We start from the raw sequence: 21,153 nt of genomic DNA on the forward strand, positions 1-21,153 counted from the left end.
GACCACGGGAGGGATGGCGCTGTCGCCCTCCCTCGCGCCGCGTCCGGCCGCCGAGGCAGCCAGACCGGAGACCGCGCGGACCGTCAACGGCCAGCCGGACGGCGCCGAGGGCACCGAATCCGCCCAGGGCGTCCAGGACGACCGGCAGGTGACGCCGGGGCAGCAGGCGCCCGCCTCGGTGCCGGCGCCCGCGCAGCCGCCCGTCCAGCGCTCCGGCGCGACCGTCGGGCCCGTGGCCGCAGGCGCAGCCGGGGCCGGGAAGACCGTCCAGGGCGGCCGCGGAGCCGGTTCCGCCCCGGCGGCCCGGACGCACCAGGGCGCCGCCGAGGAGCAGCCCGGTGCCGCCGGACGTGCCCGGCCGCGCGGCCGCGCGCCGCGCCGGCCCAGCGGGCGCGAGCGGCACGACGAGAAGATCACGGTGTACGTGTCCGCCGAGGAGCTCATGGACCTGGAGCACACCCGGCTGGTGCTGCGCGGCGAGCACGGCCTGGCCGTGGACCGCGGGCGGATCGTCCGGGAGGCCATCGCGGTCGTCCTGGCGGACCTGGAGCAGCGCGGCGAGGCCTCGATCCTGGTTCGGCGCCTGCGCGGCCGGTAGGCGGCGCGGAAGGGCGGCCGGCCGTTGGCGCCGGGCGTCGAGGGGGGCGGTCCGTACCGCCGGCTTCGTGGGGGCGGTCGGTACCGCCGGGTGTCGAGGGCCGCGGGCCCGGCGTGGGGAGGCCGCCGGGCGGGTGGCGCGGCACCGCAGGCGCGCGGGCGTCGGAGGGGGCGCGGGGCGCCGGGAAGGCGCCGAGGGGCGCGGGGTGGGGCCGGGGCGGGATCCCGGCGCCCGAGGACCGTGTCGGGCTCCGGAGGGGCGTTCCCGGGGATCCGGGGTCGGTCCACGGGTCGGCTGCCGCGTCGAGGGCCTCGTACGGGCCCGGGTGCGCCGGGCGGAGGCCTCGTGAGAAGTGGGCGGAAGGCGGGCGGAGGCTGGTCCGGGGCCCGGTGGAACGGCGTGTCGATGGCCCTGGGGCGGGTCCTGGGGCGGGGGCGGGTGAAGATGGACCGCCATGTCCAGTACCGCCGAAACCGCTGAAGTCGCCGAAACCGCCGAAGTTGCTGAAGCCTCCGGAACCACCGAGCCACCGGCCGCGGCCGTCGCGAGCGCGACCGCTACTGCTGCCGCCGTGAGTGCGACGGCCACCGCCACTGCCGTGAGCGCGGCCGAGAACGAGTCGCGGGGCGGTTTCCGGGTCCGGCTGGACAACTTCGAGGGCCCCTTCGACCTGCTGCTCAGCCTGATCGCCAAGCACAAGCTGGACGTCACCGAGGTGGCGCTGGCCACCGTCACGGACGAGTTCATGGCGTACATCCGGGCGATGGGGCCGGACTGGGACCTGGACGCGGCGACCGAGTTCCTGGTGGTGGCCGCCACCCTGCTCGACCTCAAGGCGGCCCGGCTGCTGCCCGTGGCGGAGGTCGAGGACGAGGCGGACCTGGCCCTGCTGGAGGCCCGGGACCTGCTGTTCGCACGGCTGCTCCAGTACCGGGCGTACAAGCGGGCGGCCGCGCTGTTCGGCGAACGCTGGGCGGCCGAGCTGCTGCGCCGGCCCAGGAGCGCCGCCCTGGAGCCCCGGCACGCGGAGCTGCTGCCGGAGGTTGTCATCGGCGTCGGGCCCCAGCGGCTCGCCGAGCTGGCGGCCAAGGCGATGGCGCCCAGGCCTGCGCCGGTCGTCTACGTGGACCACATCCACACCCCGCCGGTGAGCGTGCGCGAGCAGGCCTCCCTGGTGGTGGGGCTGCTCACCGAGCTGGGCGAGGCCTCGTTCCAGCGGCTGGTCGAGGACGCGCCGGACGACCTGGTGGTGGTCGCCCGGTTCCTGGCGCTGCTGGAGCTGTACCGGGAGCGGGTGCTCGCCTTCGAGCAGCCGGAGGCGCTCGGCGAGCTGGTGGTGCGCTGGGTGGCCGAGGAGGGCCGGGTGGCGGTCGAGGTCACGGACGAGTTCGACCGGCCGGCGGGCGAGGTCGGCGAGGGCGAGGAGGGCGAGCGGCGATGAGCGGCGGGAACGAGAACGGGCGGCCGGTGCGGCGCCCGCTGGGGCTGCCCGGGCAGCCGCGGGCCGAGGAGTGGCTGGAACCGGCCTTCGAGCTGCTGCCGGAGCCGGTGGACCCGGTCCGGCCCGCGGAACCCGCGGAACCCGCGGAACCCGCGGAGCCCGTGCAGCGCACCGAGCGGGTCGAGGGTGTCGAGCCGGTCGAGCGTGTGGCGCCGGTCGGGCTGGTGGAGTCCGGGGAGCGGGCCGAGCCGGTGGAGCCCGCTGGGCCCGCGGTACCCGAGGTGTCGGCGGGGGGTGGGGCGGTGGCGGAGGCCCGTCTCGTGCGTCAGAAGTCGGCCCAGCCGACTTCCGGTGCCGAAGGGGCCGCCGACGCCGGGCTGAGGGCCGAGCTGGAGGCCGTCCTGATGGTCGTCGACGAGCCGGTGGCGGAGGAGCGGCTGGCAGGGGTGCTGGAGCGGTCCCGGGCCGAGGTGGCGGCCGCGCTGCGGGAGCTGTCCGCCGAGTACACGGCCCAGGGCCGTGGTTTCGACCTGCGGCTGGTCGCGGGCGGCTGGCGGTTCTACAGCCGGGACACCTGTTCCGCGGCCGTCGACCGCTTCCTCCTGGACGGCCAGCAGGCCCGGCTCAGCCAGGCCGCGCTGGAGACCCTGGCGGTGGTCGCCTACCGGCAGCCGGTGTCCAGATCGCGGGTTTCCGCCGTCCGCGGTGTGAACTGTGACGGCGTGATGCGTACCCTGGTACAGCGAGGACTGGCGGAAGAGGCCGGATCCGAGCCCGAAACAGGTGCGATCCTGTATCGGACGACGAACTACTTCCTGGAACGGATGGGGCTCCGCGGCCTGGACGAGCTGCCGGAGCTTGCTCCCTTCCTGCCCGAGGTCGACGACGTGGAAGCGGAGTCCCTGGAGGGCACGATGATCGCGGAGGCGGTCGCCGCCGCTGCCGCGCAGGCCGCGGACGGCAGTGGCGAGGCCGATCGGGCCGGGCCCGATCGGTAGGGGGCGGTGAGGTCGGCCGAAACGACCGCACATCCCAGACGGAACGACGTACGGACACTTTGATGCGTAGCAGTGGCAACGGCAGGAACAGCAGCGGCGGCGGGAGCGGTCGCGGCGGGCAGGGCGGGGGCCGGGGCGGCAGCTCCTACGGCGGCGGCGGCAGCAGCCGCAGCGGTGGCGGCTCGGGCGCGCGCGGGGGTTCGTACGGCGGCGGTGGCGGTGGTGGCCGCGGCGGCTCCGGCTCGGGGTCGGGCTCGTACGGCGGCGGTGGCCGGGGCGGCTCCGCTTCGGGGTCGGGCTCGCGCGGCGGCTCGTACGGTCGTGACGACCGGCGCGAGGGCCGCCGGGACGACCGGCGTGACGACCGCCGCTACCCGGACCGCCCGCTGCGGCCCGAGGAGCGCAAGTACGACCGCCCCGAGTACGGCGGCGGCCCCAACGCCACCCCGGCCCGCGGCGGCTACACCGGCCGGCGCCCCGGCCCGGCCCCGCGCCCGCGCCGTGAGGGCCAGGGCGCCCCGGGCGACCCGCGCCGTCAGCCGCAGCGCTCGCGCGAGCTGCAGGCCAAGATCGAGGACGCCGTCCTCGCCCGGCACGACAAGCCGGCCGTCAAGCTCCCCAAGACCTTCGGCGAGCCCGAGGGCGAGCGCCTGCAGAAGGTGCTGGCCCGGGCCGGCATCGGCAGCCGCCGCGCCTGCGAGGAACTGATCGAGCAGGGCCGGGTCGAGGTCAACGGCAAGCGCGTCACCGAGCAGGGCAAGCGGGTCGACCCCCAGAAGGACGAGATCAAGGTGGACGGCCTGACCGTCGCCACCCAGTCCTACCTGTTCTTCGCGCTGAACAAGCCGGCCGGCGTGGTCTCCACCATGGAGGACCCGGACGGCCGCCAGTGCCTGGGCGACTACGTGACCAACCGGGAGACCCGGCTGTTCCACGTCGGCCGCCTGGACACCGAGACCGAGGGCATCATCCTGCTCACCAACCACGGCGAGCTGGCCCACCGTCTCACCCACCCGCGCTACGGCGTGACCAAGACCTACCTGGCCGCGATCCAGGGCCCGATCCCGCGCGACCTGGGCAAGCAGCTGGCCCAGGGCGTGGAGCTGGAGGACGGCTACGCGCGCGCCGACAGCTTCAAGGTGATCTCCAACGTCGGCAAGAACTACCTGGTCGAGGTGACCCTGCACGAGGGCCGCAAGCACATCGTCCGCCGGATGCTGGCCGAGGCCGGCTTCCCGGTCGAGAAGCTGGTGCGCACCCACTTCGGCCCGATCGCCCTGGGCGACCAGAAGTCGGGCTGGCTGCGCCGTCTGACCAACCCGGAGGTCGGCCAGCTGATGCGCGAGGTCGGCCTGTAGGCCCGTCCCCGTCCGCTCTGCCGGAGCCCCCGGCCGCACCTGCTGCGGCCGGGGGCTCCGGCGTTCCCGGGGGATGCCGGGCCGGGGCGCGCGGGTGTCCGTGTGCGGGTGTCCAGGTGTGGGGTGTGTGCGGGCGGGCGCTGCGGACGTCCACGTTCCGGACGAGTGGTGTGAGCCGGGACGCAACCGCTGGTCACGGCCTTGTCAGCGTCATGATCCGTGGCCGAGGATGGCCACCGGCGCACCACGCCGCGGCGTGGCGGGACTGCGCCAGCACGGGGCGCGCGGGTCGGGGCGGGAACGAGCCAACGGGAACGGGCGAGCAGGGGGAGAGGGCGTCGTGTCCGATGCAGCACTGGGACGGGCCGGCGGACAGGCCCTCGGCGCGCTGGGACTGGCGGAGCCGGACGGGCAGGTCTACGCGGCACTGGTGGCCAACCCGCAGTCCACGGCGGAGGAGCTGGCGGAGAGCTGCGGGCTGACGTTCCAGCAGAGCGTGCGCGCACTGGACCGGTTGGCGCAGCAGGGCATGGCCACCCGAGCGCCGGTGGACCGGCACCGCTACCTGCCGGTCCCGCCGGACGTCGCGATCGGCACGCTGATCGGGCACCGGGAGTCGGAGCTCCGCTACGCCCGGGCCGAGATGCACCGGCTGATGGACGCCTTCCGGGAGGCCTCGCGGTACACCGACCCGGCGCACTCGGTGGAGGTGCTGACGGGCGGCGAGGCGATCGCCCAGCGGCTGGAGCACATCACCGAGACCAGCCAGTACCAGGTGCGCGGCTTCGACCGTCCGCCGTACATCCAGGACCCGGTGGCGCCGATGCCCCTGCAGCGGCGGCGGCTGCGCGAGGGCGTGAAGTTCCGGACGATCTACGACCGGGAGGCGGTGGCCTGGCCGGGGCGGCTGGAGAAGAACATCCTGGCCGGGGTCGAGGACGGCGAGGAGGCGCGGGTCCGGCCGGCGCTACCGATGAAGATGATCATCTCGGACGACCGGATGGCCATCATTCCGATCAGCGTCGGTGACAGCGTGCTGGACGCCGCGTACGTGATCCATCCCTCGGCGCTGCTCCAGGCGCTGGACACGCTCTTCGAGGCGGAGTGGGAGCGGGCCGTGCGGTTGCAGGCGGACGCCGGATCGGAGGACGGGGCGTCGGGACCGGAGGCCGACCACCGCAAGCTGCTGGGCCTGCTGGCGGCCGGGCTCACCGACGAGTCGATCGCCCGTTCGCTCGGCTGGAGCGCCCGGACCACCCAGCGCCGCCTCCAGAGCCTGATGCGCTCGCTGGGCGCCACCACCCGCTTCCAGGCCGGGATGGCGGCCAGGGAGCGGGGGTGGCTGTAGGGAATGTTGTGACAATTCTTGGTGTCGTGACGGCGCGATGGTCCTTGGAGTCGTGGCCATTCGCATTGTTATGACATTTCGCGTGTTCCGCGTGTTCCGCGTGTTCCGCGTGCTCCGTGTGTATCGCGTGTTCCGCGTGTTTCATGAGTTCCTTGTGTTCCGCGGGAACGGCGGGGAGCGGGGGAGCTGCCCGCTCCTCGGAACCGCGTGAACCCCGGGATTCGCGTGAACCCCCGGAGCGGCGTGAACCGCGAGACTCGCGTGAACCCCGGGAATTGTCATAACTTTCCCCGGTCGTGCCCCGTCAGCTCCAGGGGCTGAGCGCGGCCCAGCGGCCGTCCGGGCCGCGCTCGACCTTCTCCAGGCCGACCACGGCGGTGCGGTTCAGCCGCCCGTAGATGTGCGGGAACAGCACACCGGGGGTGGCCCCTGGTGGCGGGGCGCCGTGCGGGGCCTCCCACTTCACCATCGGCTCCACCAGCGATTCCTCGATCAGCAGCACCATCAGCGGTTCGGGGGTGTCGGCGAAGAAGGCGTTGGCCACCGCGAGCGCCGTCTGCTCGTCCGCCGAGCAGTGGATGAACCCGTCGGTGAGCAGCGACGCGGTGGCGTACGGGCGGCCGGGGTCGGCCAGCCAGTCGTCCAGGGGAGCAAGGTGGAGGATCATGCTTCCTTTTCTACCCGTTGTCTCCGGTTTGGTCCTGAGCGGCCGTCATCGGCACGGCGGTGTCCGCCGTGCCGACCGCAGCGGTCAGAGTCCGGCGACCTTGGCGGACGCGGACACCTCGTACACCAGGGTGAGGGTGCGCCGGGCGCCCGGGGCGAGTGGGACGTCCCACCGGACGATGCCCTCGGTGTCGAAGGAATCCGGCGCCGGGGCGCACTCCTCCTTGCGCAGCCGTACCTCGACCGCCGACACCTCGCTGACCGGGACCCGCTCGCGCACCGTGACGATCCGCTCGTCGCGCTCCTCCGGGCCGGAGAAGCGGGACAGGTGCAGTCGGACCGTCCGGGTGGTGGTCTGGCGGCCGGTGAGGCCGGCGGTGGCCTGGCGCTCCTCGGTCTCCCGGACCACCCGGTAGCCGTCCGAGCTGCCGAAGGACAGTTCGGCCTCGGCGCCGGCGGCGGTGAAGCGGAGCTCGCCGCGGCCGGTGAAGCCGCTGCCGCGGACCAGCTCGACCGGGCCGGACAGCAGCGGGTGCCCGGCCGTGTTGCGGAACCGGACCACCTGGGTGACCAGCGGGGACAGTTCCGGGGCGCAGGCGTACTCGCTGCTCGCCGGCCCGGTGAAGGCACCCAGCGGCACCCGGTGGGCGCGGCCGTCGGAGGGCACGGTCGCGGGAGCGGGGGCGGGCAGCACCCGGACCTCGCCGCCGTCGTCCACGCCCGGAACCCGGGAGTCCGCGCCCAGGATGGCGACCGCCTCCTCGCGCAGCTCGACCTCGACCGTGCGGCGCTCCTCGTCGGTGCGCTCGCGCAGCACCAGGACGTCCTCGGCGACCGCGGGCGGGGCGGTGGCGAGGGCGGAGCGGGCGGTGGAGAAGGTGAGCCGGGCGTTCGTCCAGTCCTCGCCGGTGCGCTGCCAGACCACCGCCTCCGACTCCAGTCGCAGGTCGGCGCCGTCCAGGGTCGCCCGGTAGGAGGGCCGCCACAGCGCACAGGGCACCAGGTGGGAGACGGTCAGCTCGGCGGGGCCGGGCTGCGCCGCCTCGACGGTGAGCTCCAGGTGGGCGGTCAGCTCGGCCGGGTCCTCCTCCGCCTGGTCCAGTGCGGTCAGGGCCTGTGAGCGTTCCTGCTCCAGGCGGCGCAGCCGGGAGTGGGTGGCGCGCAGGTCCTCGCCGTAGCGCTCGCGTTCGGTGTCCACCCGGCCGAGCTCCCGGGCCCAGCGGTTGGGTTCGAGCTCGCCGAGGCCGGCGCCTTCGCCGATCTCGCGCAGCAGGTCGGCGGAGAGCTGGGCGAGCAGTGCCAGCCGGGCTTCCAACCGGGCCCGGGTCTGGTCGGCCAGGCGCGTCTCGGCGTCCAGCCGGTGCAGCCGGTGGCGCAGTTCGGAGTCCTCCGGGCCGGGCGGCAGCGGGGCGCGCGGGGTCCAGTCGCGCACCAGCCGGGCGTCCAGCACCCGGACGCCGTCGGTGGCGGATTCGGCGCGCAGGGTGCGGTCGACGGCGAGGGCGGTGAGCGGGCCGAGGCGCAGCCGCTGCACGCCCGCGGCGAGCCCGACCGTCGTGGTGCGCTCGACCTGGCTGCGGTCCTCCAGGCAGGTCACGGCGGTGACGGGAAGGGGAAGGGTCTCGACGGTCATCGCTCAGTTCCTCCGGTTTCCGCCGACGATGGCCTTTCCGGCCGGGATCTTGATCAGGTAGCCGCCGTCCAGCTCGGTGCGCCCGCCCGGCGGCAGGTCGACGCGCCAGAGCCGGGTGCTGGGCGGGCAGTCCGGTGCGGAGACGGTCGGGGCGTGCCAGTCGGCCCGCTCCTCGATCCGGATCTCGCTGTCGGAGGTGACCGGCACCCGCTCGCGGACCTCCACCGTGACGGCGCGTGCGAGCCGGTTGGCCAGCCGGACGTGCACCCGGTGGTCGAGGACGGTGCTGTTGCCCTTCAGCATGCCGGTGGTGGACTCGTGCAGCTCGGTGCGGCGCGCCACCTCGATGCTCTCGGCGACGCCGATGCCCAGCCGCCGGGTGCCGCCGGGCGCCAGGGTGGGCAGGGCGCCGGTGAGCAGGAACTCGTCGTCCACGGTGACCTCGGCCGGGCCGGCCAGGACGGCCTGGTCGGTGCGGTTGGCGAGCACCAGGGTCGCGTACACCTTCTCCTCGACGGCGGGGACGGTGACGTACTCGGGTCGGACGGCGAGGGGGATCTCGCCGACGGTGACGGTGTGCCAGGTGCCGTCGGACGGGATGTCGGCGGGGGCGGCGGCGTCGAAGCGGTGGTCGAAGGAGCCGGCCGACTCGCGGGGCGGGACGGCGTGCCGGGGCAGGGCGAGGGTGCGCAGCCGCGTGGTACCGCTGCCGCCGGGCAGGGGCCAGGCCTGCTCCTCGCGCTCGATCCGTTCGGGGCGGGCGTGCAGGGTGCCGCGCCGGGTGGGGGACTCCTCCGGGCCGGCCAGGACGAGGTCGGGGTAGTCGAGCAGAGTGGCGTCCGGGGCGAGACCGGGCGGAGGCGGCGGTGGGGCGGCGTGGCCGACGCGGCGGCGGGCCTCCCCGGGCGGGAGGCCGCCCGGAGCCTGCGGCAGCGGTGCGTAGGCGGCGACCGGGGCCGGGGACAGGAGCGGCGGCGGGGCGCCGTAGCCGGCGAAGCCACCGGGGCCGCCCGGGGGAGGGGGCATCGGCTCGTCGGCGCTCAGCAGGCCGCCGCCGTACGGGCCGGCCGCGGGGGCGATCTGCTCGTCGGCCCCGAAGGCCTCGGCCCGGGGGCCGCCCGGACGTGCGCCGCCGCGGAGACGGGCGGAGCGGGTGGCAGGGGCGGCGGGGACGGCGGAGACGGGCGTCGGGGCGGGGGCGCCGATCGGGCGGGATGCGGTGAGGTGGGGCCGGTGGTGCGGGGCGGGGCGGTCGGCGTCGGCCGCGTCGTAGCCGGTGAAGAGGTCGGTCAGGCCGGCCGGGGGCTCGCGCCAGCCGGAGGGTGGCGGGGCGGGCTGGCTGCGTCCGATCCGCAGCGAGGCGAGCCGGGGCAGGTCGGTGCGGCGGTCGAGGTCGGCGGTGGACAGGGCGAGGCGCACGCCCGTCCAGTCCTCGCCGGTGCGCTGGGCGACGGCGGCGCGCAGGACCAGGTGGGCGGTGTCGGAGCCGGTCCGGTAGGACAACCGGTAGGCGGGCACCCAGCGGGCGGCGGGGACCCCGTACTCCAGTTCCAGTTCCAGGTCGAGGCGGTCACCGCCGGGGGCGGTGTCCTCGGTGGTGCCGGGAGTGGTGAGAGTGAGCAGGACGGTGGTGCTGGTGCCGATCGGCTCGGCCCGGTCGGCGGTGGACGCCCGTTCCAGCCGGTCGGCGGCCAAGTCGAGCTCGTGATCGGTGAGTTCCAGCTCCCGGGTGAGCTGCTCGGCGCGCTCCTGGAGCCGGGCCAGCCGCTCGTCGACGAAGTCGGCGAGCTCCAGCCACGCGTCGGCGGGCGTGCGGCGCAGCGGCTCGTCGCGTCGGCGCTGCGGCGGGACGGCGCGCAGTGCGGCGGTCTCGGCGATCGAGGCCAGGACCAGCCGGTGGCGCTCGGCGAGTGCGCTGCGGCGCTCGGTGACCTCGTCCAGCGCCCGCTTCAGGTCCGGGAGTTCATCCGGCTCGCGGAGTTCGGCGAGCAGTTCCAGCCGGGCCTCGGTGACGGCGGTGCCGACCGGTCCGGAGAGCACCCGGGCGCGCAGCGAGCGGCCGTCCAGGGCGGCGGGCAGACCGGTCAGCCGCAGCCGTCCCCCGGGCGGGACCGGGACGGTGGCCCGTCGGCGGCACACCGCGCCTTCGGCGTACACCACGACGGAGTCCAGGACCGACGGGTGGGCCGGTACGGCCGGCGGTTTCGACTGCCCGCTCCGGCCGTTGTGCTGATCGTCCATGCGCAACCCCTTCGTTCGCGTGTTCCCCGAGGTGTTCCCCCGCCGCGTGGCGTCGGCGGTGCGGTGCTTGTTGTGCGGTGTTCCGCTGCCGGTCCGTTTCTTCTGCGTTGCCCAGGTTCCGTGCAGCCGGTGCCTTCCTCCGGGCGGCCAGTCTGCCCCGCTTCGGGGCGGGCGTCGCAGGATTTCCGGGTCCGACGTGCGCACTGTGTGGGACGGGGGCGGGTTCGTGGCGGTTGCCGGTGCCGGAAGCTGCCGGGGCTGCCGTTCGGGTTGCCGGGCAGTGGGTGGGGACTTCGGCGGGGTGGATGAGGGAGGATGGGGCGCGGGTGCTCCCGAACGGTCCCGGCACCTGTCGAGATTCGTGATGAGGAGAGCGACCCGCCATGCGCACTGCCGTCGTCGTCGGCACCGGACTGATCGGCACCTCCGCCGCGCTCGCGCTGACCGCTCGCGGGCTGACCGTCCATCTGGAGGACGCCGACCCGGACGCGGCCCGTACCGCCGAGTCGCTCGGCGCGGGCATCACCGGCCCGGTCGACGGCCCGGTGGACCTGGCGATCATCGCCGTCCCGCCCGCGCTGGTCGGCAAGGTGCTCGCCGACTGCCAGCGCCGCAACCTGGCGCACTGGTACACCGACGTCGCCAGTGTGAAGGCCGGCCCGAGCGGCGAGATCGCCGAGCTCGGCTGCGACACCGTCCACTACATCGGTAGTCACCCGATGGCCGGCCGTGAGAGGTCCGGCCCGCTGGCCGCCCGCGCCGACATCTTCGAGGGCCGCCCCTGGGTGCTCACCCCGACCGCGGACACCGACACCGAGACGCTCAACGCCGCGCTGGAGCTGGTCGCGCTCTGCGGCGCGGTGCCGATCGTGATGGACGCCGCCGAGCACGACCGGGCGGTCGCCCTGGTCTCGCACGCCCCGCAGCTGGTCTCCTCGCTGGTCGCGGCCCGGCTGGAGAACGCCGACGAGACCGCCATAAGGCTGTCCGGTCAGGGCGTGCGCGACGTCACCAGGATCGCCGCCTCCAACCCCGGCATGTGGGTCGACATCCTCTCCGCCAACGCGGGCGCGGTCGCCGACGTCCTGGAGGGGGTCGCTCGCGACCTCGCCGAGACGGTCACCGCGCTGCGCGCCATGGAAGCCGTCGAGGAGGACGAGCGCCAGGCCGGAGCGGCCGGGATCGAGGCCGTCATGCGGCGCGGCAACACCGGTCAGGCCCGGATCCCCGGCAAGCACGGGGCGCCGCCCACCCGGTACGAGACCGTGGCGGTCGTGCTGGGCGACCAGCCGGGCGAGCTGGGCCGGCTGTTCGGGGAGGTCGGCGACGCCGGGGTCAACATCGAGGACGTCGTCATCGAGCACTCGACCGGGCAGCAGGTCGGCTTCGTCCAGCTGTCGGTCGCGCCGACGGCGGTGAAGCGGCTGACCAAGGCGCTGCGGGCGAGCGGCTGGAGCGTCCGGGACTGACGTTCCCCGGCGAGCGGCCCGGCCTGTGCCCGGTGTACCGGGTGTACCTGGTGTACCAGTACAACCAGTACACGGGGTATCGGCGTACCGGCATGCTGGAAGTTCGACCGGTCCGGGTCGACCGGTCGGTATCGACTAGTCTTTACCGACCAATCCGTGTCGACCGGCCGAGGTCGACCGGTTCACGCCGACCCGGTTCACGCTGCCCGGTCCGTCTCGACCGGTCGGGCCGGACAGCGGCGGAGAGTGTCACGGCGGCGGTCCATTAACCTTGAGGGAGACAATCCCCGGCCGTCCGCCTGCCCAGGCTCCGGCTCCCATGCTTCGAGAGAGGTTCGCCCCGTGGACACTGCCGACCGAGCGCACGCCCCGGTCGTCGTCGCCATCGACGGACCCTCCGGCTCCGGCAAGTCGACCGTCTCTCGGGCGGTCGCCGCCCGGCTGGGCCTGAGCTTCCTGGACACCGGCGCCATGTACCGGGCGATGACCTGGTGGATGCTGGCCAACGAGGTCGACGTCGACGACCCGGAGGCGGTGGCCGTCGCGTGCGGCAAGCCGGTGATCGTCTCGGGCACCGACGCCGACGGCCCCACCATCACGGTGGACGGCCAGGACGTGTCGGGCCCGATCCGCGGCCCCGAGGTGACCGCCAAGGTCAGCGCCGTGTCCGCGGTCCCCGCCGTACGGTCCCGGCTGGTGGAACTGCAGCGCGGCTGCGCCGAGGTCGCCGAGCGCGGCATCGTCGCCGAGGGCCGGGACATGGGCACTGTGGTGTTCCCGGACGCCACCGTCAAGGTCTTCCTGACCGCCTCCGAGCAGGCCCGGGCCGCGCGCCGGGCGGCCGAGCTGCGCGCCAAGGGCGTGGAGGAGGCGACCATCACCGCGATGGCCGCCGACCTCGCCCGCCGCGACGCCGCCGACTCCTCCCGGAAGACGGCCCCGCTGGCCCAGGCCGCGGACGCGGTCCTGGTCGACACCAGCGACCTCACCCTGGAGCAGGTGATCGACCGGATCGCCGGACTGGTGGAGGAACGGGCCGGACTGTCCGCGGTCTGACCGACGGCCGCCGGTCCGATCAGGACCGGTCCGAGCACACTCGGGCCGACCAACGACCGAAGTGAACCGCGGGCCGTCGAGGTGCCGCGGAGACAACCATCGCGCTGCCCCGAGCGGGGCAGGTACGCACGGCACGCCCCTGGGAAGGGCCGGGCCGGGAAACGGAACAGACGAACATGACCGCAGAGCACGCCGCCACCGGCCCCGGTGAGCTGGACGCCGCCGACTACGCCGAGTTCATGGCACTCGCCGCCGAAGAGGGCTTCGACCTCGACGGCTTCGACGCCGTGGACGGTGCCGAGCACGTCCGACTGCCGGTGCTGGCCGTCGTCGGCCGCCCGAATGTCGGCAAGTCGACCCTGGTGAACCGCATCATCGGCCGCCGCGAGGCCGTCGTCGAGGACAAGCCGGGCGTCACCCGCGACCGGGTCACCTACGAGGCCAGCTGGAACGGCCGCCGCTTCAAGGTGGTCGACACCGGCGGCTGGGAGATCGACGTCCTCGGCATCGACGCCATGGTGGCCGCCCAGGCCGAGCTGGGCATCGAGCAGGCCGACGCGGTGCTGTTCGTGGTGGACGCCACCGTCGGCGCCACCGACACCGACGAGGCCCTGATCAAGCTCATCCGCCGGGCGGGCAAGCCGACCGTCCTGTGCGCCAACAAGGTCGACGGCCCCTCCACCGAGGCCGAGGCCGCCTACCTCTGGTCGCTCGGCCTGGGCGAGCCGTTCCCGGTCTCGGCCCTGCACGGCCGCGGCTCCGGCGACCTGCTGGACGCCGTCATGGACGCGCTGCCCGAGGCCCCGCCGCAGACCTTCGGCGACGCCGCACCCGGCGGCCCGCGCCGCATCGCGCTGATCGGCCGGCCCAACGTCGGCAAGTCCAGCCTGCTGAACAAGGTCGCCGGCGAGGAGCGAGTCGTCGTCAACGAGCTGGCCGGCACCACCCGTGACCCGGTCGACGAGATGATCGAGCTCGGCGGCAAGACCTGGAAGTTCGTGGACACCGCCGGCATCCGCCGCCGGGTCCACCTGACCGCCGGCGCCGACTTCTACGCCTCGCTGCGCACCTCCTCCGCGCTGGAGAAGGCCGAGGTCGCGGTCGTCCTGATCGACGCCAGCGAGACCCTCGCCGAGCAGGACACCCGGATCATCTCGATGGCCGTCGAGGCCGGGCGCGCCGTCGTCATCGCCTACAACAAGTGGGACCAGCTGGACGAGGAGCGCCGCTACTACCTGGAGCGCGAGATCGAGCGCGACCTCGTCCAGGTGCAGTGGGCCCCGCGGGTCAACGTCTCGGCCAAGACCGGTCGGCACATGGAGAAGCTCGTCCCGGCGGTCGAGAGCGCGCTGGAGGGCTGGGAGACCCGCATCCCGACCGCGCGTCTGAACGCCTTCCTCGGCGAGCTGGTCGCCGCCCACCCGCACCCGATCCGCGGCGGCAAGCAGCCGCGCATCCTGTTCGGCACCCAGGCCGGCATCCGTCCGCCGCGCTTCGTGCTGTTCGCCTCGGGCTTCCTGGAGGCCGGTTACCGGCGCTTCATCGAGCGCCGCCTGCGTGAGGAGTTCGGGTTCGTGGGGACGCCGATCTCGATCTCGGTGCGGGTCCGGGAGAAGCGCAAGAAGAAGTAGTAGTAGGTAGCAAGGAGTGGTCGGTGCGCCGACCGACGGCCGGAGGGCCTCGCCGCAGTGGTGGCGGGGCCCTCCGGCGTTTTCGGGGCGCGGGGGCGCGTCCGACCTGGTGCAGCCGGGTTCGGCCTGGGGCCCCCGCTCGGATCCGCTCGGGGCCCGGCGGGCGTCAGCGGTGGTCGACCGTGGGACCAGGGGGCAGCGAGAGCATCTGGCGGTGGCGGCCGCCGGTGGACCGGGTGGGGGCGAGGCCGGAGACCGTACCCATCACCGGGGAGGGCGCGGGCGGTGCCGGGGGCTGGGGTGCGGGGACCGGCATCGGCATCGGCGTGGGGTGCGGGGACGAGCCCAGATAGCCGGCCGCGACCCAGCCCTGACCGTTGGTGAACTGGGCGGCGGGGAGGGCGGGTTGCTCCTGGGGCGGGGCTGCGGTGGCGTGGCCCGGGCCGTTTCCGGCGGGTGTGGGGGTGGTGGCGGTGGGCTCGGGGTGGCTGCTGGAGTGACTGCCGGGGTGGCCGTGGTGACGGCTGGCGGTGAGGCTTGCGGCGTGGGCGCCGGCGTGGCCGCCGACGTGGCTTCCGGCGGTGTGCGAGCCGTTGTGATCACCGGTGTGACTTCCGTGGTGACTGCCGGTGTGGGTGCCGCTGTGGCCGTGTTGCTGGGCACCGGCATGTCCGTGCTGGTGGCCGCCGGTTGGCCCGGACCCGTGGTGCTGGGAGCTCGGCATGAACTGGGGGAGGCCCGGCGCCTGGCCCGCGAGGGTGTGGAAGGCCTGCTGCTGGGGCGGGTACGGGCGCTGCTCGCCGAGCACCGGGTAGCTGTCGCGGACCGCGAAGCCGGTGAACTTCAGGTCTTCCTCCCCCGAGCGGTCGCCGGGCAGGGCACGGAAGAGGCGTCGGTACTCGGAGTACAGCTCGTCGTAGATCGGCGTGGCGGAGTGCGGGTGCTCGGCGTCGTACGACGGGCGCATGCCCGGGATCGAGCGCGAGGCGGTGGCGGACCGGCCGGGGGCTGCGGAGACGTCGTAGCTGTACACGTAGGAGCCAACGAGTGAGAGGGGCGGGGGGATGCGGGGCGCCGGGGTGTGGGCGTGCCCACACGCCGGAGCGTGGAGGGGTAGGGCGCGCCGGGCGGAGTGCGGGGGCGCCGGGGTACGGGCCGGGCGGTGCGCCGGGGTGTTGGGCGTATCGGGGCGCTAGGGCGCTGGGCGCGCCCGCCCGCCGGAAGACGGCCACGGGGGAGGAGGCCGCCTTCCGGCGGGTACGGGGCGGAACCGGGCGGGACCGGGCGCCGGGACGGATCAGGTGCCGGCGAGCGGGAGGGAGGCGGCGACCACCTGGCCCAGTGCCACCGCCCGCTCCAGTGCCTGGCGCAGCAGGTCCTCGCGGGGCTGGCGTCCGACCATGCCGGCCGGCACGGCGTACATCGTCACCTCGGACAGCTGGTTCGCGGCCATCCGCCAGGCGTCGGTGACCTGGAGCGGCTGGTGCGCCTGCCACCACCCGGTGCTGCCGCCGGCCGCGGCGGGCTGGAGGACCGCGTGCAGCTTGCCCATCGCGACCAGGACGGACCAGCCGGGCAGCTGGTCCGGGGTCTCGTCCAGGTCGGTGACGGGCTGGAAGCCGGCGTCGTGGAGCAGGTCGAGGAACTCGTCCTCGCCCGAGGTGCTGCCGGGGCGGCCGACCGGCCCGGTCGGCTCGACCACCAGCGAGGCGTGCCCGACCTTGCCGTGCAGCACCAGCCCGCAGGTGATGCCGAGGATGGCGGCCTGGCCGGGCGCGGCCGGCTGGGTCGGGGCGGTTCCGCCGGGCACGGCCGCGGCCGCGGCCGGGGCGGGGGCTGGGGCGGAGGTGGGGACTGGTGCGGGGGCGCCCGGCGCGGCGGCGGGGACGGCCAGGTCCGGGCCGCCGTGCTGGGACTGGCTGATGCTGCGGACGGCGCCGACCAGCTGCTCCTCGGAGACCGGGACCACCTGGGAAGGGATGCAGCGGGCGTGCGCGAAGGCGAGGACGGCGGTCTCCTCGCCGACGAACAGCACGGTGCTGGTGGGCTCCACGTGCGTGTCGCCGGGGGTCCGGCAGGAGGTGCACTCGTAGCCGTCGGGGGCGCGGTCACCGCCTAGCAGGCGGTCGGCCTCGTCGTCGCCGATCTCGGACCGGACCTCGTCGCTGACGTCGAGCATGCGCGGCACAGGGTCTCCTCGGATGGGTGCGGATGGGGGTTCGGAGCGGACACAGGGAGGTCGCCATGCCCAACGGGCCCTTGTGTCAGGCGTCACGGGTGCCCGTCGAGGCTGACGGGAATTGCGTCTGATCCGACCGCGTGGCGTGTTCCCGTGGTCGCAATCTGTCGATGTCGGTGCCTGGACTGCCGGAATCAAACAGTGAGGTGGGTCACGCCGCACTGATGTTTGATCTAGGAATCAATGGCCAAAGCGGATATTTCGGTCACGATTGCATGGTCGTTACCATCGGTAACCCCAGGCTGAGCTGGGCAAATCGTTGAAGTTTTGGCTTCCTTGTCGACCGGCTCGTAGCTTCTTGGTCGGCGCAACGAGCGCCACCCGGGTTCACCCCCGACGCACAGCCCCCCGGTCCGCCGGGTGCGGCAGGTGCCCGCCGACGCGATCGCTCGAACAGGTCGTCGGCGAGCGGCTGGGTGGCCGGGGCGGCAGCGGCACGTCCGACACGTGCACGGCCGTCCGACGGACGCGGCAAGCGAACGAGGCCCCTTCCGGGGCCTGGTTCCGCATGTCCGCCCGGGGCTGTCGAGAGGAACCCCATGACCTTCCGTAACGAGACCGCCGCTGCCACCACCTCCACCGTCACCAAGCGCAACCGCGTTCGGATGGCGGTCGTGGCGGGCGCCGCTGTCGCGGCCCTGCCGGTGGCCGGCCTCGTCACGGCCACCTCGGCCTCCGCCGCCTCCGTCTCCACCTGGGACGCCGTCGCCCAGTGCGAGAGCGGCGGCAACTGGGCCATCAACACCGGCAACGGTTTCTACGGCGGTCTGCAGTTCACCTCCAGCACCTGGGCCGCCTTCGGTGGCACCGCCTACGCCCCGCAGGCCAACCAGGCCACCAAGGCGCAGCAGATCGCCGTCGCCGAGAAGGTCCTCGCCTCGCAGGGCCCGGGCGCCTGGCCCGTCTGCTCCGTCAAGGCCGGTCTGACCAAGGGCGGCGCCCCGGCCGCCGTCGACACCTCGGCGGGCTCCACCTCCGGCTCGACCGCCGCCAAGCCGGCGCAGACCCCGAAGGCCGCCGCCAAGCCGGCCGAGGCCCCGAAGGCCGCCCCCAAGGCCCAGGCCGCGCCGAAGACCGACGCCGTCGCGCCGAAGGCTGCCGCCCCGAAGGCCGACGCCCAGAAGTCCGCGCCGAAGGCCGACCAGGGTGCCAAGTCCTGGAACCGCTCGAACGACGCCAAGCCGGCCGCCAAGGGCGACTACACCGTCAAGGCCGGTGACACCCTGAGCTCCATCGCCGCCGCGCAGGGCCTGGACTGGCACGACCTGTACCAGAACAACGCCAAGGTCATCGGTGGCAACCCGGACCTGATCCTCCCGGGCCAGACCCTCAGCATCTGAGGTCTCCCCGAGCGCTGAGGTCCCGTGCGCAGCCGGCATCGGCTGCCGGGCTTCACGGCGCCGGTGCCCGACCGGGCGGCGATGCGCCGACCTGTCGAGGTGCTGACGAACCGACGTGCCGACGTACCGATGTGCCGACGTACGGGCATCAGGGCATAGGGACGTGCTGACGTACCGATGTACGGATGTACGGATGTGCTGACGTACCGATGTGTCGATGTGCACGGCTTCCACGGCCGCTTCTCCGTCCCGCGGGTTCTTCCCGCCGACCGGGGGAGCGGCCGTCGGCGTTCGTGGGCCGGCGCGGTGCGGGACGATGGTGGGGTGATCCAGGGTGAGCTGTTCGGCGACCCGGGTGGGTGCCCGGACGGGCGCGAGCGCTCCGAACCGGCCCCCGGCGCCGTCCTGCTGCCCGGCTGGCTGGACCTCGGCGCTCAGCAACGCCTGGTCGCCGCCTGCCGGGAGTGGGCCCGCCCGCCGGCCGGCCTGCACGCCGTGCGGATGCCCACCGGCGGGATGATGTCCGTCCGGATGGTGAGCCTCGGCCTGCACTGGTACCCGTACGGGTACCGGCGGGTCGCCGAGGACGGTGCGCCCGTCAAGCCGTTCCCGCCGCTGCTCGGGGAGTTGGCCCGCAGGGCCGTCGCCGAGGCGTACGGGGCCGCACTGGGGGAGATCGCGGGCGCGGCGTCGTACGAGCCGGACATCGCGATCGTCAACCACTACGCGCAGGGCGCGAAGATGGGGCTCCACCAGGACCGCGACGAGCGGGCGGACGCGCCGGTGGTCTCGTTCTCGCTGGGCGACGGCTGCGTCTTCCGGCTCGGGAACGCCGAGACCAGGACCCGTCCGTGGACCGACCTGGAACTGCGCAGCGGGGACCTGCTGGTGTTCGGCGGTCCGGCCCGGTTCGCGTACCACGGGGTGGTGCGGACGCTGCCGGGGACGGCCGATCCGGCACTGGGGCTGGTCGGGCGGCTCAACATCACGGTCCGGGAGTCGGGACTGGGGGAGTAGCCCCGGGAAGCGGGGCCGTCGCTCGTCTACTCGTTCGAGTGAACCGGGGGTTCCGGACTGCTGCGCGGGAATGACCCGGGTCGCCGGAGAATTCGAGTGAGCTGGAGAATGCATTCGGAGTCCGGAGAGGAAGCGTGCGCATGGGTACCCCCGTCGACGACCTGGTCGATCTGCTCGACCTTGAGCAGATCGAACTCAACATCTTTCGTGGGCGCAGTCCCGAGGAGGCGCTGCAACGGACGTTCGGCGGCCAGGTCGCCGGGCAGGCACTGGTCGCGGCAGGGCGCACGGTGGACGACGCGCGCCCGGTCCACTCGCTGCACGCCTACTTCCTGCGCCCCGGAGTCCCCGGCGTGCCGATCGTCTACCAGGTCGACCGGATCCGCGACGGCCGCTCCTTCACCACCCGCCGGGTGCTCGGCATCCAGGGTGGCCGGTCGATCTTCGCGCTCACCGCCGACTTCCACAGACCCGAGGAGGGCGGCATCGACCACCAGTACCCGATGCCGGCCGTCGCCGCCCCCGAGGACCTGCCCAGCGCCCTGGACGAGGTCGGATCACGGCTCGGCGAATTGCCCCCGTTCATCAGCCGCCGCCAGCCCTTCGACATCCGCTACGTCGACCGGCTGCGCTGGACCGAGGAGGAACTGGAGGGCGTCGAGGCGCGCAGCGGCGTCTGGCTGCGCACCAACGGCCGACTGCCGGACGACCCGCTGATCCACGTCTGCGCCCTCACCTACGCCAGCGACATGACGCTGCTGGACGCCGTCCGCGCCCCGGTCGAGCCGCTGTGGGGCGAGCGGAACTTCGACATGGCCTCGCTCGACCACGCGATGTGGTTCCACCAGCCGTTCCGGACGGACGACTGGCTGCTGTACCAGCAGGAGTCCCCGATCGCGCACGGCGCGCGCGGCCTCGCGCGCGGACAGATCTTCGACCGGCACGGTCGGCTGGTGGTCTCCGTGATGCAGGAGGGACTGTTCCGTCCGCTGAAGCGCCGCGACGGGTAGGTGACCTGACCGGTAGGCGATGTGTGCGGCCGGTTCCGTGCCCCGTGTTGTGCCGCGTGTCGGCGCGTTGCCGCCGTGTTGCGGTTTCGGCGGTTCCGGGCCGACAGGAATGATCCGTCCGATCGGACGGTGTTGTGGATGACCGAGAGGGGCGGCCCGAACGGCGGGCCGTCCGCGAACCGACCGGGAGGGTGGACCGATGACGGCGACAGCCGCGGAGGACTGGAAGCACTGGAGCGACGGCCGGGCGGCGTCGGTGAGCGCGGAGCACGGCCAGCTCGCACTCACCGGCACCCACTGGCTGGAGCCCGAGCCGGCCGAGATCCCCGGCCTGCCCGGGCGCTGGTGGGCCGACGCCGAGGGCGTGCGGGTCCGAGCCGCGGCCTCCGACGGCATCACGGTCGACGGCGGCGCACCCGTGGACGGCGAGGTGCTGCTCCGCCCGGACAGCGACCCGGCCGCTGACACCGCCACCCTGGGCGCCCTGCTGCTCGTCCCGATCGAGCGCGAGGGCGAGCTGGCCCTGCGGGTCTTCGACCCGGCCGCACCCCGCCGGGTCGCGTTCGCCGGCATCTCCGCCTACCCGTACGCGCCCGAGTGGGCCGTGCCCGCCGTCTTCACCCCGTTCGAGGACGACGACGCGCGGTCGGTCGTCGTCCCGAACGCCGACGGCCGGGAACGCCCGCTGGCCGTCTCCGGGCAGATCGCCTTCACCGTGGCGGGCGAGCACCGCACCCTGACCGTCAGCGGGTCGGGCGAGCGGCTCAGCGGCGTGATCGCCGACGCGACCAGCGGCACCGACACCTACCGCTTCCGCTTCATCACCCTGCCGGCGCCCGACGCCGAGGGCCGCACCGTCCTCGACCTCAACCGGGCCTACCTGCCGCCGTGCGCCTTCTCGGACCACTTCATCTGCCCCTTCCCGCCGCCGGGCAACCGGCTGGACTTCGCGGTGGAGGCGGGGGAGAGGCAGGTGCTGAGCCGGTAGCGGCCCGGGCGGGGCGAGGCCGGGGCCGGGCTGCGGTTCGGCTCGGGCGTCTTCCGGCTCGGGCGGGCCCTGGCACGGGCCCCGGTGGGAGACCGTCCGGGGGCGGAGCGGAGCATGGGG

At 74.3% G+C, this 21,153-nt stretch carries 17 protein-coding genes; 12 read left to right on the top strand and 5 right to left on the bottom strand.

The genetic code is table 11. The features are described 5' to 3' along the window. Positions 1 to 13: 13 nt before the first annotated feature. The 5 genes from ACFVVA_RS27975 (at position 14) to ACFVVA_RS27995 (ending at position 5,743) form a co-directional block, all read left to right on the top strand. Positions 14 to 598, top strand: a complete 585-nt coding sequence (locus ACFVVA_RS27975; protein ID WP_387693584.1) for a hypothetical protein — start codon at positions 14 to 16, stop codon at positions 596 to 598. A gap of 571 nt (positions 599 to 1,169) precedes the next feature. Beyond that, the gene (locus ACFVVA_RS27980) at positions 1,170 to 2,039 is read left to right on the top strand and encodes a segregation and condensation protein A (protein ID WP_387693585.1); all 870 of its coding nucleotides are present in this window, start codon (positions 1,170 to 1,172) and stop codon (positions 2,037 to 2,039) included. Positions 2,040 to 2,443: 404 nt separating this feature from the next. Beyond that, complete coding sequence (locus tag ACFVVA_RS27985) at positions 2,444 to 3,037, top strand: SMC-Scp complex subunit ScpB (protein WP_387693639.1); 594 nt, start codon at positions 2,444 to 2,446, stop codon at positions 3,035 to 3,037. A 62-nt stretch (positions 3,038 to 3,099) separates the two neighbouring features. Further along, a complete protein-coding gene (locus ACFVVA_RS27990; protein ID WP_387693586.1) occupies positions 3,100 to 4,395 on the top strand; it encodes a pseudouridine synthase in 1,296 nt (431 codons plus the stop codon). A gap of 340 nt (positions 4,396 to 4,735) precedes the next feature. Beyond that, on the top strand, positions 4,736 to 5,743 hold the full coding sequence (locus tag ACFVVA_RS27995) for a helix-turn-helix domain-containing protein (RefSeq protein WP_387693587.1): 1,008 nt from the start codon (positions 4,736 to 4,738) through the stop codon (positions 5,741 to 5,743). 304 nt (positions 5,744 to 6,047) lie between these two features. Here the strand turns inward: ACFVVA_RS27995 and ACFVVA_RS28000 are convergent, their stop codons facing one another. From ACFVVA_RS28000 to ACFVVA_RS28010, 3 genes are all read right to left on the bottom strand, one after another. Continuing rightward, entirely contained in the window at positions 6,048 to 6,410 is a 363-nt protein-coding gene (locus tag ACFVVA_RS28000) for a DUF952 domain-containing protein (RefSeq protein ID WP_387693588.1), read from the bottom strand. A gap of 84 nt (positions 6,411 to 6,494) precedes the next feature. After that, entirely contained in the window at positions 6,495 to 8,042 is a 1,548-nt protein-coding gene (locus ACFVVA_RS28005) for a mucoidy inhibitor MuiA family protein (protein ID WP_387693589.1), read from the bottom strand. Positions 8,043 to 8,045: 3 nt separating this feature from the next. Continuing rightward, the gene (locus ACFVVA_RS28010; RefSeq protein WP_387693590.1) at positions 8,046 to 10,283 is read right to left on the bottom strand and encodes a DUF4139 domain-containing protein; all 2,238 of its coding nucleotides are present in this window, start codon (positions 10,281 to 10,283) and stop codon (positions 8,046 to 8,048) included. Between the two features lie 383 nt (positions 10,284 to 10,666). On the opposite strand from ACFVVA_RS28010, the gene ACFVVA_RS28015 reads away from it, so the two are divergent. From ACFVVA_RS28015 to der, 3 genes are all read left to right on the top strand, one after another. Beyond that, a complete protein-coding gene (locus ACFVVA_RS28015) occupies positions 10,667 to 11,752 on the top strand; it encodes a prephenate dehydrogenase (protein ID WP_387693591.1) in 1,086 nt (361 codons plus the stop codon). Between the two features lie 342 nt (positions 11,753 to 12,094). Continuing rightward, entirely contained in the window at positions 12,095 to 12,808 is a 714-nt protein-coding gene (gene cmk, locus ACFVVA_RS28020) for a (d)CMP kinase (RefSeq protein ID WP_359899216.1), read from the top strand. Positions 12,809 to 12,984: 176 nt separating this feature from the next. Beyond that, positions 12,985 to 14,439 carry a ribosome biogenesis GTPase Der gene (gene der, locus ACFVVA_RS28025; RefSeq protein WP_387693592.1) on the top strand — a complete coding sequence of 485 codons (1,455 nt, stop codon included), beginning with the start codon at positions 12,985 to 12,987 and terminating at the stop codon, positions 14,437 to 14,439. 166 nt (positions 14,440 to 14,605) lie between these two features. Here the strand turns inward: der and ACFVVA_RS28030 are convergent, their stop codons facing one another. Further along, positions 14,606 to 15,472 carry a hypothetical protein gene (locus tag ACFVVA_RS28030; protein WP_387693593.1) on the bottom strand — a complete coding sequence of 289 codons (867 nt, stop codon included), beginning with the start codon at positions 15,470 to 15,472 and terminating at the stop codon, positions 14,606 to 14,608. A gap of 264 nt (positions 15,473 to 15,736) precedes the next feature. Next, positions 15,737 to 16,627 (bottom strand): hypothetical protein, encoded by an 891-nt coding sequence (locus ACFVVA_RS28035; protein WP_387693594.1) that lies wholly within the window; start codon positions 16,625 to 16,627, stop codon positions 15,737 to 15,739. Positions 16,628 to 17,217: 590 nt separating this feature from the next. On the opposite strand from ACFVVA_RS28035, the gene ACFVVA_RS28040 reads away from it, so the two are divergent. From ACFVVA_RS28040 to ACFVVA_RS28055, 4 genes are all read left to right on the top strand, one after another. Beyond that, positions 17,218 to 18,018, top strand: a complete 801-nt coding sequence (locus ACFVVA_RS28040; RefSeq protein ID WP_387693595.1) for a transglycosylase family protein — start codon at positions 17,218 to 17,220, stop codon at positions 18,016 to 18,018. 327 nt (positions 18,019 to 18,345) lie between these two features. After that, positions 18,346 to 19,035 (top strand): alpha-ketoglutarate-dependent dioxygenase AlkB family protein, encoded by a 690-nt coding sequence (locus tag ACFVVA_RS28045; RefSeq protein WP_387693640.1) that lies wholly within the window; start codon positions 18,346 to 18,348, stop codon positions 19,033 to 19,035. 140 nt (positions 19,036 to 19,175) lie between these two features. After that, the gene (locus ACFVVA_RS28050) at positions 19,176 to 20,045 is read left to right on the top strand and encodes an acyl-CoA thioesterase (protein ID WP_387693596.1); all 870 of its coding nucleotides are present in this window, start codon (positions 19,176 to 19,178) and stop codon (positions 20,043 to 20,045) included. A 199-nt stretch (positions 20,046 to 20,244) separates the two neighbouring features. Further along, the gene (locus tag ACFVVA_RS28055; RefSeq protein WP_387693597.1) at positions 20,245 to 21,033 is read left to right on the top strand and encodes a DUF1684 domain-containing protein; all 789 of its coding nucleotides are present in this window, start codon (positions 20,245 to 20,247) and stop codon (positions 21,031 to 21,033) included. The last annotated feature ends 120 nt before the right edge of the window (positions 21,034 to 21,153 follow it).

The organism is Kitasatospora sp. NPDC058048, assembly GCF_042885555.1.
Taxonomy (GTDB): Bacteria; Actinomycetota; Actinomycetes; order Streptomycetales; family Streptomycetaceae; genus Kitasatospora; species Kitasatospora lactacystinica.